Source organism: Variovorax sp. GW531-E2, assembly GCF_059423125.1.
Genome location: NZ_JBWKXQ010000006.1, coordinates 128,809 through 143,749, shown reverse-complemented (window position 1 = coordinate 143,749; position 14,941 = coordinate 128,809). Strand labels below are relative to the sequence as shown.

The following is a 14,941-nucleotide window of genomic DNA, read 5'->3' as shown; positions in this document are numbered from 1 at the left end:
TCTTAGATGGCTCCCATTTTCTTAAGTGCGCCCTCGGCGCCGACGTTGTCGCCGGGCGCCTTGTCGAGGTCGATTTCATAGATAGCTCTCATGATGCCCGCGGGCACTGTGCCCGAAGTCATTCGAGGGAAGTTGCCAGTGACCTCGACGACGCGCGTTCCCGCCTGCTCAAACTTCCTAGGGTAGCGGTCGGAGTGCGAATCGATATAGCCCGCAGCCAGCAGACGCTCGGCCAACAACCTCTCAGCCTCGCCGTCGCCCTTGATCGCCACACGCATTGCCTCGAGGATCTCTGGCAGGTTCTGTCCGCTTTCGATTTGCCGCAGGCGGGCGCCGGCCACAAACAGCGGCTGGCGCGTCGAGTCGTCGAGTTGCTCAAGCGAGCCGATCTTGGCGGGAAATCCAGCAGCCGACAGCGTGGTCTTGACCTCCAGGGCTCCTGTGCCGAGCTCAAAGTCTTGAATGCCGTCGAGCGGCCCCACCCATGATTCGATGGCGAGCGCCGAAGGGACGCCCGCATCAATGATGGCCCGCAGCAGCGTGAGCTCACCAATCAAGCCGATCTCGGCTTCGGGGCTGAGGACCTGCGTTCCCTTGCGCATGAACTCCTGCCAGGCCCCCACTCGTCCGATGAACACCCGCATGAGCTTTGCTTCATCGGCGCCGATGGCCACAGCGTCATCGAGAGCTCCGACGACGTCGCACGCCATGGCGGCGAAGAGTTCCGCGCTGCCAGCCGACTTTCGGGTCAGGGCGAGCCACAGCTTGCCATTGCCTTCGGGGTCGGCGCGCTCGACTGCGAAGCCTTGGCCCTCGGGGAGTTTGTCGGCTGCAGCCAGTTGCGCGGTGGGAAAGCCGACCAGGACCGCTTCGGCGTTGTCAGGCGAGCGCCGTCCGGCCATCAATTGAAGTGGGCCAGCGGAGGGTAGCGAGATGGCTTGCCATCCTGGCTCGGTGTCGGCGCTGGTGAGTGACGACCAAGCCAAGAGAAATTCGTTACTCGGACGGGCCATATTCCTGCATCCAATAGAGGAGGTTCACTTCGTATTCAACACGGATGCCGTTCTCGGCCGACGGGAAGGCGATGGCGAAGGCCATGATGGGCTTGTCCCAGCCGGGCACGATGAGGTTTTCAGGGAGCCTCTCCTTGCCCTTGTAGTAGGGGGCAAGAGAGTAAAGCAGCAGCAGGCCGCGATCCGCCTCGCCTCCAAGCCTGTCGCGCGCCTCGCGGATGCCCTTGCCGCTGGGGCTGTCAGGCATGTTGTTCCGGCCTCGGGCCGGTTCGGGCTTCCACGCCGCGCGGGTGCGAGCGAGAGCGTCGCGCCAAACGTTGTCGTCGAGGTCGATGCCTTCGTCCTTGGGGTCAGTAAGCACTCCAATGGCGAACATGGACGCATCCCTGGCCGCTGGTGGGTCCGGGTCGTCGGTCTTGCGCGTTTGGAAAGAGGTGACTTTGAAGTCACCGGGGAAAACATGCGTTTCGCCGATGCCTTCACCTCCGGTTAAAAGCGCCACGTTCCATTGCTCCAACTTGCCGATGTCGAGCATTTTCGTGATGAAGTCCGCGAGGACTGCCGCCTTGGCGCTGGTGGCATTTGGATGGGTCACATAGGAGCTCAGGAATGCGAGCACCTTCGGAGCTTCCACGTCCTGCCACAGGCGAGCGCCAGGCCAAGAGTCGGCGTCACCGTCGCGCGGATATTTTGGCCCCTCCACGAACTTCTTCCCGAGGGAACCGACCAGCGCGTCGGTCGCATCGAGGTTTGCCTGCTGAATCTTGGCGTCCCTGTGGAAGAGGATGGTTTGGGGCCGAGTGCCACTGTAGGTCAGCGACAGCGTCTGGGCGTTGCGCATCTTCAATGGTGAGGTGACCGTGAGGACCTCGTGCGACATGACCTTGAGTCCATACAGCTCTGGTGTGAGCTTGGCCTTTGCCATGAAGTCGAACTCTTCGCGCAGCTCCTCGGAGGCGTCGGCGATGTGGCCGAACCACTTCACCAAATCCGGCGACGTATAGAGGCGGCAGAGGTCCAAATATCCGGGCCGGTAACCAAACCAGCGGCCCATCTGCATCAGCGTGTCGTACATCTTCGTGGTGCGGACGAAGTAGCTCACGCACAGGCCTTCAAGGGTGAGGCCCCGCGCGAGCTTGTCGCCGCCGACGGCGATGACCTTCAACGCGGCGCCAGGCGTGGCGTAATCCAGAGCGTCCTTGGCCGTGCCATTGATCGAGCGGACGACGATGTCTTCGAGAACGTCCGGCAGCTTCGCAACCACCTCAACCCAGGAAGGCAGCTCAGGAGGCTGCTCTTCTCCGGGCGAGAGCTCGGTAACTTTGTCGCGCGTCGGGATGAAGTCGTCGTCCCAGAGCTTGCGCATTTGCACGAGCAACTCGTCCGCGTCACTGCCTCGGGTGATCTTCTGGCGCATGCGGCGCACCGTCTCCTCGACTTGCTCGCGCACGTGGTCCTGCACCGCCACATAGCGGGTGACGTGAATCAGCATGGAGCTGTGTTCGAGACCTTGGCCGCGCAGTTCGCGTGCCGCGCAGACAAGCACGAATGAATGGATGGCATTGCGAAGCGACAGCGGAATAGTCTCTTGCCCGTTGTGGACGGGGATGTGCGACTTCTTGTGCTTGGGCGGCATCCATCCAAGATCGGTCTCGGGGTCGTAGTGGTCCAAGATGCTGCGAGACAGCGGGAGAGCTCCCACACGGCCGTCCTTTGTCAACTTGCCGAACATGCGGGCGGGGCCGACGTAGTTCGACGGAGCGGCCAGGTTGATGATGAAGGCCTTCGGAAAGAGGTCAGGGCCTTCCAGGGTCGTGGCGCCCTTGTGATGGATGTAAATGTTGGCGAAAGGCGTCGCCGTGTAGCCGACATAGGCCTTCCGGGAGAAGGAGTGCAGCAATCGACGAATCAGGCTGTTGATGGTCTTGGGCGAATGCTCCTCGTCCGGCGTTCCGTCTTCATTGAAGGGTTGCTCCCCGGTATCCACAGAGGCATTGTCCGCTTCGTCATCGATCATCAGGAGTGGCAGCTTTGTCACAAGCTTCCAATCCGGCGTTTTTGGCAGCAACGGGCTGGGTGTGTCAGCGACCCGCGTCTGGATCCATTTCAGTAGCTCGGTGAGTACAGTCTTTTGCTTCTTCACCACGAAAACCCAGGGCCGCTCCTCGGGCGAGATGCCGTGAAAGTGCTTTGCGATGGCCTTGCTGAAATCGCCGTTTTCCGCCCGCGTCGTCGCCGAGTTGGTTTTGAGGTCTTCTCCGAATGCGGCCACGCCGATGGGCGCGCCAGGATCGCGGTCCGCCGTGGTCTCGTAGCCCAGGAACCCCTCCTCAAGGCGCATCTGGGTCTGCGAGCGCAGGTTGTTGTGCATGCCTGCCAGCACGATGATGATCTTGTAGCCTGCATCGGCGGCCTTGTTGATCAAGCCCGTGTAGTTGCTGGTCTTACCCGACTGCACATGGCCGACGACGAGCCCACGACGATCCCAGGAGTCCGTCCGCAAGGGGTCTTCGAGAAGCCCGAGGATGTCGTCCGTAGCCTCGTCGAGGCCATCGACGACCACGTCCGACAATTTCGATTCCTGGTAGTCGCGGTAGCGGCGCCAGTAATGCCAGTCCTTCTTGCGGGCGGCGTTGAGCCAATCGAAATGCCCGGTGTTGTCCTTGAGGGTGGTGGCCTTGCCCATCCGGTGGCTGAACCGCTGGATCAGCGTGGCGACCACCTTGGCCTCGTCCAAAGGAGCCGGTGGATCGCTGGCGAACATCGCGGCGGCCAACTTCACCTTCTCAGCGATGTACGCCGGTGTGATCTTTGACGAGTCTTTCTCCGCCTTCACCAGACGCTGCGCGGTGGCGATGACATCTTCAAGCAGCTGCACCTGCGCTGCGGCCTCTTCTGCTGCGGTCATTTCCTACTCCCTAGTTTTGCGACGAGCGCTGGGTATTTTTGAAACGGTTCTGTGCGCGACATCGACTTGCGTGCCTCCTCGAGGCTGAGGCCTTTACGTTCGATAAGGTCATCGAAGAGCACGCGCGCGACCTCGATCACTGCCGCATTGGGTTCGCCCTCGAAGCCCGTCCGTGGTGTTTCCTTGTTTTCGGCCGTGTCCAGCCAAATGCGCTGCACTGGCACGGTCTCTTCGATCACCCGAAGCATCGACTTGATCAATGGCGCAAGCGTCCCCGCGCTTTCTAGGACGGCAGTGACGGATGGGTGCGTTTCTTCAATCCGATATCGCATGCCCGCCTTGACGCGCTCGACACGCCACGCCTGTTCAATGGGGGTGTTCCCTTTCGCGGGCACTGGCGTGCCCCGATAGGCAAACACACGTCGAGCGCGCTCGCGAGTGTTCTCGGCCAAGAGGGTGAGCCAAGGCCGGAGCGAGACGGGCGGGCGGGCTGTGGATTTGCGAACGTCGATCTTCCAGTCGGCATCGGCAGTGTTCGGGATGTCTAGGCGAATGCGAGCGAGGCGGTGCGCCTCTTCGCGGTTCCACGCGCGAGAGTTGCCAAGGCCGAGCCAGCCACCTGCGACCAAGAGGCGCTCGTTGCGATAGACGTAAAACCCTTGCTGCGCGGTCCATCCGGCCGGGCCTGCGTTGTCGTCGAACTCAGCAGCGGCCAATTTGTCGCGATGGGGCAGGACATGGGCCTGCACCGTGACGGTTCCGTAATCAGTCGGATGGTTGGTTGGTGGCGATGTCCACGGCTTTGCGGGGTGGCCCATCATGAACGGGTCCCATGGCGCGACTGCCCGACCGTTCAGGAGCAATTTGAGCTTGGCGCGCGGCCCTTGGAGAAGGCGATGGAAGACCATCGCCAAATGAGACTCGACGGTGTCGATGAGGTCGTGGAAGTCGTCGGAGGTGTAGCCGGCGGTCACCACGCGGTCCATCGTCTCCCAGAGCACGACAGTGCCCGCCTTCTTGCCCTTCAAGCCCGCGATGAATGGCTTTGATCCTTGTGCAGGGCCTTCGAACAAGAGCCACCCGCCGTCGGGATTGGCGGCAAGCTCGTCGAGGTCCCAACGCAGGCAGCTTGTGGTCCCTTTCTTGACGGTGGCGACGGTGAGCCTGCGGCATTGGGAGAAAGATGCAGTTTTCAGGCCCATGCCGAAGCGCCCGAGGTCGTGGGCGGCCCGAGCATCCAGTGGGTTCTTGTCGCCTAGGCGCATGGCGCTCTCAAGCTCGGCGTCGTCCATGCCGCGTCCGTCGTCCAGGACAGTGATGCGGCTTGTTTGCCCATGCCAGGCGAAGTTGACGAGGACTTCTTTCGCACCGGCTGAGATGCTGTTGTCGATGATGTCTGCAAGAGCCGCGCCGGTCGAGTAGCCGAGGCCCCGCAGGGACTCGAGCATCGCCATGGCGCGTGGCGGTGCGCTTCTTGTTTTGGGTTTCATCGTTCGGACCCCTTCGGCGGCTTGGATCTCAGCGTCGTCTGCACTTCTGGCAAGGACTGTTCCGTGCTGGTGCTCGTTTCATCGTCTGAGCGCACATCGCGCTTGTTGTCTTCCGGCGCCGAGGCGCCGTTGAGTTCGCGTAAGAGCCCAATCAGCCGTGCGGGATGCTTCAACCTGCGCAGGGCCGCCGACTCAATTTGGCGAATGCGCTCACGTGTCACGTCGAGCCGCGCGCCAATCTCTTCAAGCGTCATCGGCTCTTGGATGCCGATGCCAAAGCGCATACGCACGATGCTCTCTTCCTTGGGTTTGAGGGTGCCTAGAAATTTGGCCACTGAGCCGATCAATTGCATGTCGTCGACGATGTCCATTGGGTCACGGGCCGTGAATTGGTCCTTGGCATCGGCGGCAATGAGATCGTCCAATGCCTCGATCTCCTGAAGCGGCAGCGGCTCCAGTGCTGCACGGTCGAGCGCCAGAACCTTCTTGATCGGCAGCTGCACCCGCGCGGCGATCTCATCGATAGTAGGGGCGTGTCCGTGCCTGAGCTCGAAGGCATGAGTGGCTTGCGCGATGCGCTGGGTCTTCTCGTAGACGTGGACCGGAAGGCGGATGGTTTTGCTCTTGTCGGCGACATAGCGCCCGACTTGCTGGCGTATCCACCAAGTGGCATACGTCGAAAACTTGAAGCCCCTGCGCCAATCGTAGCGATCCACCGCCTTGATGAGACCAATGTTCCCCTCCTGCAGCAGATCGTCCAAGGGTTGACCGCTGAAGAGATACTTTTTCGCGATGGAATGGACGAGCTTCAAGTTCGCGACGGCCATCTGGTCGCGCGCGCCGCGGTAGTCCTTCATCGCTTGCGCGAACGCAAAAGCAGGCTCGTGCTCCCCGGCCAAGTCGGAGTCGGCTAGTTCCAGAAGGAAGCTGCGGGTCAAGCCCAGCGAGGCGAGCGTGTCTCGGCAAGCACTCCATTCGGGGGTATCTTGCCTAGCGCCGGTGGCGAGGCCTGACAAGAGTTCAGCGTTGGTGCAGAACTCCGACAGCTCGTTGACGGATTCCTTGGCGTCAAGGTCAAGTTGAGAGTCGCCTTCGTCGCCAACGGCCTCGGTCGACAGATGGGAGTCGGCGGCGGGCTCGGGGCTTGGACTTGGTTCAGCGTCTTGAAGCTCGAGCTGCGGGCCGGAGGACAGCCAGCGCAGCGGCTTCGTGTTCGACGTAACCTTCTTGGCCGCGTCCAGCACTCTGTTGATGCCAGAAGGCCACAAAGCTAGCGCGTCGAGCGCTTTCGCCACGCCGTGCTCCATGGCTTGGCCCAGGGCGACCTCGGCCTCTGCAGTTAGAAGTGCCTCGCGCTGGAGTTCCCGCTGGTAGATGCGCAGGGGCTCATTGCGACGCCCGGCCAAGTCATCAACGAACGCTATTGCTTCGTTGACTACGTCTTCCTCATCAGGCTCCGTCTCAGGCGTGACAAACACCTCAAAGCTCTCGTGGGAGGCCGAATACTCGAACCGCTCGTCAGTCTCGGCGCCCAAGTCGTTGATAACCATGCACAGGAGCGCGCCAGCTTCCACGTTGGGCTCGCCATCGTCGCCAAGTGTCAAGTCCTCAATCGCTGAGTAAGGGACGCTGCCCTCGCGAACGGCGCGAAGCAAAACTAGGCGCAGCCGCTCACGAGCCTCGGTGTTGTCGGCCCGCGGGAGCGGCGTAGCCCGATTGGGCAGGAAAGTCTCAAAGTCTTCCCAGTCGGCGGACGTGTCGATGGGCTGGTGTTCGGAGATGGCGCTTTGGACTTCGAAGGCCGCAACCGAGAGCGCATGATCTCCCTCGGGTGGCGGCTGGTCCTCTTCGGCTTCCCATCCAGTCAAGTCGAACGCATTGCCATCCTCGCCGAAGGTCCACTCGATCATGCGGGAGGTATTAGCCTCAAGTCCTTTGCCAGAGGATCGTTCTGTGGGGTGGGCAGCATCGGCAAGGTGGCGGGCTGGCGGATTGTTGGTGGCCAACATTTCTTGCCTGTCGACCGCGACATGCGCGGGCTCACAAGAGACGTCCTCGCTATGCGAAGTCATCCGCGGTGTGCATGCGGCCTCAATGGCCGAAGCTGCGCCGAGGGCACCTGCAGCCCGCGCGATGCCGAGAGCGTTCCGTCCCGAAGGATCAAGCAGCTCGGCGTTGGCGCCGGCAGCAAGCAGGAGTTTGCAGATGGCTGGTTTATTGCGGGCTGCCGACAGCATGAGGGGGGTTTGACCCTTGTCGTCGCGCGCGTTTAGGTCGTCGCCGCGGTCGATGTGGACTTGGACTGCGGCCTCGACGCCCGCCACAACGGCTATTCTCAGAAATCTGCTCAGGAGAGGGGCATCTTGGGTAGCCGCTGTCATGCCCATGCTTCTTCCCGGAGTGCCTGAGAGGCGATCTCCGTGGTTAGCTGAAGATTTCCTCTATCCCCCGGTCCAAAGCGACGACTATGGCCGCGCAATGTAGTGATTTCTGCGGCCATTTCGGCTCTGTAGAATTTGAATTGTTACAAATTCTACAGCGATGGCATGCAGCAAATCTGCTCGTTTTCCAGGGGCTCGCCTTGCATAGCGCTCAATTGCATGTCTGCAGTGCGCTCTGATGCGGAAACAATGGTCAACAAGACCGTATCAACCTGAGCCTGGGTGAGTCGCACCACTTGGTGGTTTCAAGAAAGACTCACAGCTAGGCCAATGAGAAAAGCCCCTGACTCTTACGAATCAGGGGCTTTTAATTGGTGCCGGAGAGATGAATCGAACACCCGACCTTCTCATTACGAATGAGCTGCTCTACCGACTGAGCTACACCGGCGAAGCCTCAGATTATAGCCAAGAAATCAAGGCTTCTCGGCGTGGTACTGCGTCAAACGCTCCACTTCGTGACGCGAACCCAACATCACGCTCACGCGCTCGTGCAGTTTGGTGGGCTTCAGGTCGAGGATGCGCTGCTTGCCGTTGGTGGCGGCGCCGCCGGCCTGCTCGACGAGCCAGCTCATGGGGTTGGCCTCGTACATCAGGCGCAGCTTGCCGGCCTTTTCGGGCTCGCGCTTGTCCCACGGGTACATGAAGACGCCGCCGCGCATCAGGATGCGGTGCACGTCGGCCACCATGCTGGCAATCCAGCGCATGTTGAAGTCCTTGCCGCGCGGGCCTTCCTTGCCGGCCAGGCACTCGTCGATGTAGCGCTTCACGGGCTCGTCCCAGTGGCGCATGTTGCTCATGTTGATGGCAAATTCCTTGGTGTCGGCCGGAATCTGGATGTCTTCCTGCGTGAGCACGAAGCTGCCTTGCTCGCGGTCGAGCGTGAACATGGCCACGCCGTTGCCCACGGTGAGCACCAGGGTGGTCTGCGGGCCGTAGATGCAGTAGCCGGCGGCCACTTGTTGGGTGCCGGGCTGCAGAAAGTCGGCTTCCTGCACGCCGGGGGTGTCGTCGGGCTTCTTCAGCACGCTGAAGATGGTGCCGATGCTCACGTTGACGTCGATGTTGCTACTACCGTCGAGCGGGTCGAACATCAAGAGGTATTCGCCCTGCGGGTAGCGGTTGGGCACCACGTGGATGGTTTCCATCTCTTCGCTGGCCATGGCCGCGAGGTGGCCGCCCCATTCGTTGGCTTCAATGAGCACTTCGTTGGCGATGATGTCCAGCTTCTTCTGGATTTCGCCCTGGACGTTCTCGCTCTCGGCGGTGCCGAGCACGCCACCCAGCGCGCCCTTGTTGACGGCCTGGCTGATGCTCTTGCAGGCGCGGGCGACCACTTCGAGCAACAGGCGCAGCTGGCCGGGAATGAGGCCGTCGGCGCGTTGCTGCTCGACGAGGTAGCGGGTGAAGGAGATTTTTTGTTGAGCCATGGATCTTGTGGGGTTCGGTGGGTTCAGTTTCCGGCGAGGGCGCGGGTGACGACTTCGTGGGTGTCCTTGCTCAGGTCGGGCTTGGCGGCCACGCGGGCAATCGCTTCGCGTGCGGCACTGCGGTACGGCTCGGCCAGCTTGCTCCAGCGGTCGAGCGCGCGCGCCAGGCGTGCGGCCACCTGGGGGTTGATGGCGTCGAGCTCGATCACGCGCTCGCTCCAGAACACGTAGCCGGCGGCGTCGGCGCGGTGGAAGGCGCCGGGGTTGCCGCTGCAGTAGCTGAAGATCACGCTGCGCGCGCGGTTGGGGTTCTTCAGCGAGAAGTCGGGGTGCTTCATGAGCTGCTTGACCAGCGGCAGGATGTCGCCGCCGCGGTCGCTGGCGCCGGCTTGCAGCGAGAACCACTTGTCGATGACCAGCGCCTCGTCCTTGAACATGGCGTGGAAGCGCGCGAGCGCCTGCGCCGCCAGGGTGTGGCCCGACGACACGAGGGCGTTGAGCGCGTTGAAGCGGTCGGTCATGTTGCCCGCGTCCTTGAAGCGCTGCAGGGTCTTGCCGGGCCACACGGTGTCGCCCGAGGCGCGCGCCGCCAGGCACAGGAAGTTGAGCGCCATGCCGGCCAGCGCGCGGCGGCCCGACGAGGTCGGGTCGGGCGTGTAGGCGCCGGTGTCCTTGTTGTCTTCGTAGGCCTGTTCCCAGTCGGCGAAGAGGGCGGTGGCGAGCTGAGCGCGCATGGCTTCGCGCACCAGGTGCACGCGCTGCGGATCGACCACGTCGAGCTGTTCGGCGATGTAGGTTTCCGACGGCAGCGTGAGCACCAGTTCCTTGAAGGCGGCGTCGAGCTGCGGGTGGCGCAGCACGCCGCGCATGGCGTCGAGGTAGGCGTCGTTGAGCACCGGCGTGGTGTCGGTGGCGTGCGCGGCAATGGCTTGCAGCGCGGCGCGCAGGCCCAGGCGCTGGCCGGCTTCCCAGCGGTTGAACGGATCGGGGTCGTTGGCCAGCAGGGTGAGCAGCTGGGCGTCGGTGTACGCAAAGTCGAGGATCACCGGCGCGCTGAAGCCGCGCAAGATCGACGGCACGGGCTCGGCGTCCAGGCCCACGAAGGTGATCTGCTCGCCGGCGCGCGACAGCACGATGGTGCGGGTGCCGCGTGCCACGTCGCTTTCGCCCTCGAGCTGCATGGGCAGCTCGCGGCCGGTGGCGGCGTCGAGCAGGCCGATGTTCAGCGGAATGACGAAGGGTTCCTTGGTCTGCTGGCCCGGCGTGGGCGGGCAGCTTTGCACCACGCTCAGGGTGTAGCTGCGGTTCTGCGCGTCGTACACGCCGTGCGCGGCCAGGCGGGGCGTGCCGGCCTGGCTGTACCAGCGCTTGAACTGGGGCAGCAGGCGGGCCAGTTCGGAGTCGGGGTTGGCGTCGGCAATGGCCTGGGCGAAGTCGTCGCAGGTCACGGCCTGGCCGTCGTGGCGCTCGAAGTACAGGGTGATGCCCTTTTCGAAGCCCTGGCGGCCGACCAGCGTCTGCATCATGCGAACGACCTCGGCACCCTTTTCGTAGATGGTGACGGTGTAGAAGTTGCTGATCTCGATGTAGCTGTCGGGCCGCACCGGGTGGGCCATGGGGCCGGCGTCTTCGGGGAACTGGGCGGTGCGCAGCACGCGCACGTCCTCGATGCGCTTCACGGCGCGGGCCGAGGCGTCGGCGCACAGGTCCTGGCTGAACTCCTGGTCGCGGAAGACGGTGAGGCCTTCTTTCAGCGACAGCTGGAACCAGTCGCGGCAGGTCACGCGGTCGCCGCTCCAGTTGTGGAAGTACTCGTGGCCGACCACGCTTTCGATGTTGCTGTAGTCGGCGTCGGTGGCGGTGGCCTGGTTGGCCAGAACGTACTTCGTGTTGAAGATGTTCAGGCCCTTGTTCTCCATGGCGCCCATGTTGAAGTCGCTGGTGGCCACGATCATGAAGCGGTCGAGGTCGAGCGGCAGGCCGAAGCGGGCTTCGTCCCACAGCACGGAATTGACCAGCGAGTTCATGGCGTGCTCGGTCTTGTCGAGGTCGCCGGCGCGCACGTACACCTGCAGCAGATGTTCCTTGCCGCTGCGCGCTTTGATACGCTGCTCGCGTGCCACGAGCTTGCCCGCCACGAGGGCGAACAGGTAGCTGGGTTTCTTGAAGGGGTCGACCCACTTGGCGAAGTGGCGGCCCTCGGGCAGCTCGCCCTGGTCGACGAGGTTGCCGTTCGACAGCAGCACCGGGTAGGCGGCCTTGCTGGCGCGCAGCGTGACGGTGTACATCGCCATCACGTCGGGACGGTCGAGGAAGTAGGTGATGCGGCGAAAGCCCTCGGCCTCGCACTGCGTGAAGAAGGTGTCTTCGCTCACGAACAGGCCCATCAGCTTGGTGTTCTTGATGGGGCAGCAGGTGGTGAAGAGTTCGAGCTCGAACGCATCGGGCAAGCCGTCGATGACGAGCTGGTCGCCTTCCATGCGGAACGAGGCGCCCTGGCCGTTCACGAGCACGCGCGCCAGGTTGAGCTCGTCGCCGTCCAGGCGCAGCGGCTGGGCTGGCACCTCGGGGTTGCGGCGCAGCTGCATGCGGTTGAGCACGCGGGTCTTGGCGGGGTCGAGGTCGAAGGTCAGGTCGACGGTGTCGATCCAGAACGCCGGCGCGGCATAGTCTTCGCGGCGGATGGCAATGGGTTGCCCTTGGGCGTCACGCTGAAGCAGCATCGAGGGTCTCCAGAAAATTCGAATGAGCCAGTTCGTTGTAGTCGCGAACGGCGGCGATCACGTGGGGGCCAGCCAGCTCGGCGGCCGTATGGGTGCTGCACACGGCCACGGCGCGCATGCCGCCGCGGCGGGCCGCTTCGATGCCGAAGGGCGCGTCTTCGAAGACGATGCAGCGCTCGGGCGCCACGCCGATGCGGCGCGCGGCTTCCAGGAAGATCGCGGGCGTGGGCTTGCCCGAAAAGCCTTCGTCGCCGCCGACGATGGCCAGCGGCAGCGGGTCCATCTTCAGGCGCGACATGGCGAACGCGATGTTGTGCCTGTCGCCGGCCGTGCCCACCGCCACCTTCAGGCCGCGTGCCACCGCGGCCTTGGCGAAGGCGGTGAAGCCCGCCACTTCGGTGAAGTTGTCGTGAAAGAGCTCGCGGTAGATCTCTTCCTTCTCGTGGACCATCGCCTGGCACTCGGCATCGGAGAGCTCGCGTTCGAACAGCTCGCGCATGCTCTCGGTGCCGGTGCGGCCCGTGGTGCGCGCGAGGATCTCGCTCACGTCGAGCTGCACGCCGTGGCGCTGCGCGAAGGTCACCCACGAGCGCGCATGCCAGGGCATGGAGTCGATCATGGTGCCGTCCATGTCGAAGATCAGGGCTTCGACCCTGCCGGTGTTCAGGCTCATCGGTCAGACGCCTTGCTTGAGCGAGGCTTCGATGAACACGTCGAGGTCGCCGTCGAGCACCTTCTGCGTGGCCGAGACTTCGACGTTGGTGCGCAGGTCCTTGATGCGGCTGTTGTCCAGCACGTAGCTGCGGATCTGATGGCCCCAGCCCACGTCGGTCTTGCTGTCCTCGAGCTTTTGCTGTTCTTCCTGGCGCTTGCGCATCTCGTGGTCGTACAGGCGCGAGCGCAGGCGTTTCCACGCCACGTCGCGGTTGCTGTGCTGGCTGCGGCCGTCCTGGCACTGCACCACGATGCCGGTCGGGATGTGCGTCAGGCGCACGGCCGAGTCGGTCTTGTTGATGTGCTGGCCGCCGGCGCCCGAGGCGCGGAAGGTGTCGGTGCGCACGTCCGAAGGGTTGATCTCGATCTCGATCGAGTCGTCGATCTCGGGGTACACGAAGATCGAGGCGAAGCTGGTGTGGCGCCCGCCCGACGAGTCGAACGGCGACTTGCGCACCAGGCGGTGCACGCCGGTCTCGGTGCGCAGCAGCCCGAAGGCGTAGTCGCCCTCGACCTTGATGGTCGCGCCCTTGATGCCGGCGGTGTCGCCGGGCGTTTCGTCTTCGATCTGCGTCTTGAAGCCCTTGCGCTCGGCGTACTTCAGGTACTGGCGCAGCAGCATGCTGGCCCAGTCGCAGGCCTCGGTGCCACCGGCGCCGGCCTGGATGTCGACGAAGGCGTTCAGCGGGTCGGCCGGGTTGTTGAACATCCGGCGGAACTCGAGCTGCTTGATGTCGGCTTCGAGCGTGGCGGCGTCATCGGCAATGGCCTGCAGGCCATCGAGGTCGCCGTCTTCCTTCGACATCTCGAAGAGCTCGGTGTTGTCCGACAGCCCGTTGGTGAGCCGGTCGAGCGTGACGACCACGTCGTCGAGCGACTTCTTTTCCTTGCCCAGTTCCTGGGCCTTCTTGGGGTCGTTCCAGACGTTCGGGTCTTCGAGCGATGCGTTGACTGTCCTCAGTCGTTCAGCTTTGGCATCGTAGTCAAAGATACCTCCGTAAATCGACCGTACGGACGCTCAGGTCCGCGAGCATTGCGCCGATTTGGTTGATCTGTTCTGCGTCCATGGGGTGTCCTGACTGTGTGAGGTTGGTGTTCGGGGGAACCCGTCATTTTCTCACGGTCCGCCAACCCGCCAGGCAGCGCCCCTGTATTGCGCCTTCCCTCTCGGGGGGGAAGGCGCGGGGACCGAAATCAGAACGCCGGAATCAACGACCCCTTGAACTGCGTCTCGATGAAGCTGCGCACCTCCGGCGACTGGTAGGCCGCCACGAGGCGCTTGGCCCAGGGCTTGTCCTTGTCGGCGCGGCGCACGGCGATCAGGTTGGCGTAGGGGCTCTGGGCCGATTCCTTGATGACGGCGTCCTTGCCGAACGACAGGCCGGCCTTCTCGGCGTAGTCGTTGTTGATGGCGGAAATGGCCAGGTCGTCGAGCGAGCGCGGCAGCTGGGCGGCGTCCAGCGACACCAGCTTGAGCTTCTTGGGGTTGGTCACCACGTCCAGCGGCGTGGCGTTGTTGTTCTTCACGGCCTCGGGCTTGAGGGTGATGAGCTTGGCCTGTTGCAAGAGCAGCAGGGCGCGGTTGCCGTTCGAGGGGTCGTTCTGGATGCCGACCGAGGCGCCGTCGGCCAGCTGGTCGATCGACTTGATCTTGCGCGAGTAGAAGCCCAGCGGCGCGGTGATGGTCAGGCCCACGGGCACGAGGTCGAAGCCGCGCGCCTTGATCTGGTTGTCCAGGAAGGGCTGGTGCTGGAAGGCGTTGGCGTCCAGGTCGCCGGCGGCCAGCGCCGCGTTGGGCAGCTGGTAGTCGTTGAACACCACGACCTGGACGGTCAGGCCGTCCTTGGCGGCGACCTTCTTGACCACCTCGAACACCTGCTCGGCGCTGCCGACGGAAATGCCGACCTTGACGGTGTTCTTGTTGTCCTGCGCCAAGGCAGTGCTGCCGGCGAAAAGGGCGGTGACGAGGGTGGCGAGGGTGGCGAGCGTGAGGCCGCGGCGGCGGAAAGTGGAATGCATGGTGGCGCGAAATCGAAAGAAATGAAGGCGCCGAATGTGGCATTGCCGCCGCGGATCGGGAACGAACCAATCCTCATATCGATATGGCGTCCACTCGCTCCATGTGGTCTTTCTTATTTGATTTTTCATATAAGCACGAGCCGATTTGTTCGTTCCCTTTCGGCTTGTTTCTTTTCATACTCGGCACCTTTTTGCGAACCTGCGCG

The 14,941-nt window shown here is 63.3% G+C and carries 9 protein-coding genes and 1 tRNA gene; all 10 read right to left on the bottom strand.

All coding sequences use genetic code 11. From position 1 onward, the window contains the following. Positions 1-2: 2 nt before the first annotated feature. Positions 3-1,013, bottom strand: coding sequence for a PD-(D/E)XK motif protein (locus tag AC07XP_RS06390; protein ID WP_495264138.1), 1,011 nt, complete (start codon positions 1,011-1,013; stop codon positions 3-5). Then, on the bottom strand, positions 997-3,921 hold the full coding sequence (locus AC07XP_RS06385; protein ID WP_495264137.1) for a Z1 domain-containing protein: 2,925 nt from the start codon (positions 3,919-3,921) through the stop codon (positions 997-999). Before AC07XP_RS06385 ends, AC07XP_RS06390 begins: the two co-directional genes overlap by 17 nt. Further along, positions 3,918-5,411 (bottom strand): ATP-binding protein, encoded by a 1,494-nt coding sequence (locus AC07XP_RS06380; RefSeq protein ID WP_495264136.1) that lies wholly within the window; start codon positions 5,409-5,411, stop codon positions 3,918-3,920. Before AC07XP_RS06380 ends, AC07XP_RS06385 begins: the two co-directional genes overlap by 4 nt. Continuing rightward, positions 5,408-7,792 (bottom strand): sigma-70 family RNA polymerase sigma factor, encoded by a 2,385-nt coding sequence (locus AC07XP_RS06375; RefSeq protein ID WP_495264135.1) that lies wholly within the window; start codon positions 7,790-7,792, stop codon positions 5,408-5,410. Before AC07XP_RS06375 ends, AC07XP_RS06380 begins: the two co-directional genes overlap by 4 nt. A gap of 372 nt (positions 7,793-8,164) precedes the next feature. Beyond that, positions 8,165-8,240: transfer RNA gene (locus tag AC07XP_RS06370), tRNA-Thr, on the bottom strand. A gap of 25 nt (positions 8,241-8,265) precedes the next feature. After that, positions 8,266-9,279: a class 1 fructose-bisphosphatase gene (locus AC07XP_RS06365; RefSeq protein ID WP_056571748.1), complete on the bottom strand. Its 1,014-nt coding sequence runs from the start codon at positions 9,277-9,279 to the stop codon at positions 8,266-8,268. Between the two features lie 23 nt (positions 9,280-9,302). After that, positions 9,303-12,002, bottom strand: coding sequence for an aminopeptidase N (gene pepN, locus AC07XP_RS06360; protein WP_495264134.1), 2,700 nt, complete (start codon positions 12,000-12,002; stop codon positions 9,303-9,305). Continuing rightward, positions 11,986-12,675 carry an HAD family hydrolase gene (locus AC07XP_RS06355; RefSeq protein ID WP_070062371.1) on the bottom strand — a complete coding sequence of 230 codons (690 nt, stop codon included), beginning with the start codon at positions 12,673-12,675 and terminating at the stop codon, positions 11,986-11,988. Before AC07XP_RS06355 ends, pepN begins: the two co-directional genes overlap by 17 nt. Positions 12,676-12,678: 3 nt before the next feature. Beyond that, positions 12,679-13,783 (bottom strand): peptide chain release factor 2 gene (gene prfB / locus AC07XP_RS06350; protein WP_095950518.1). Its coding sequence is split into 2 segments (ribosomal slippage): positions 12,679-13,701 and positions 13,703-13,783, totalling 1,104 coding nucleotides; the frame shifts between segments, so codons are not numbered across the junction. A 127-nt stretch (positions 13,784-13,910) separates the two neighbouring features. Continuing rightward, positions 13,911-14,735: a MetQ/NlpA family ABC transporter substrate-binding protein gene (locus tag AC07XP_RS06345; protein WP_062473315.1), complete on the bottom strand. Its 825-nt coding sequence runs from the start codon at positions 14,733-14,735 to the stop codon at positions 13,911-13,913. Positions 14,736-14,941: the final 206 nt, after the last annotated feature.

Coding starts and splice junctions, on each gene's coding strand:
- AC07XP_RS06390 (WP_495264138.1), bottom strand. CDS start 1,013: ATGGCCCGTCCGAGTAACGAATTTCTCTTGGCTTGGTCGTCACTCACC.
- AC07XP_RS06385 (WP_495264137.1), bottom strand. CDS start 3,921: ATGACCGCAGCAGAAGAGGCCGCAGCGCAGGTGCAGCTGCTTGAAGAT.
- AC07XP_RS06380 (WP_495264136.1), bottom strand. CDS start 5,411: ATGAAACCCAAAACAAGAAGCGCACCGCCACGCGCCATGGCGATGCTC.
- AC07XP_RS06375 (WP_495264135.1), bottom strand. CDS start 7,792: ATGACAGCGGCTACCCAAGATGCCCCTCTCCTGAGCAGATTTCTGAGA.
- AC07XP_RS06365 (WP_056571748.1), bottom strand. CDS start 9,279: ATGGCTCAACAAAAAATCTCCTTCACCCGCTACCTCGTCGAGCAGCAA.
- pepN (WP_495264134.1), bottom strand. CDS start 12,002: ATGCTGCTTCAGCGTGACGCCCAAGGGCAACCCATTGCCATCCGCCGC.
- AC07XP_RS06355 (WP_070062371.1), bottom strand. CDS start 12,675: ATGAGCCTGAACACCGGCAGGGTCGAAGCCCTGATCTTCGACATGGAC.
- AC07XP_RS06345 (WP_062473315.1), bottom strand. CDS start 14,735: ATGCATTCCACTTTCCGCCGCCGCGGCCTCACGCTCGCCACCCTCGCC.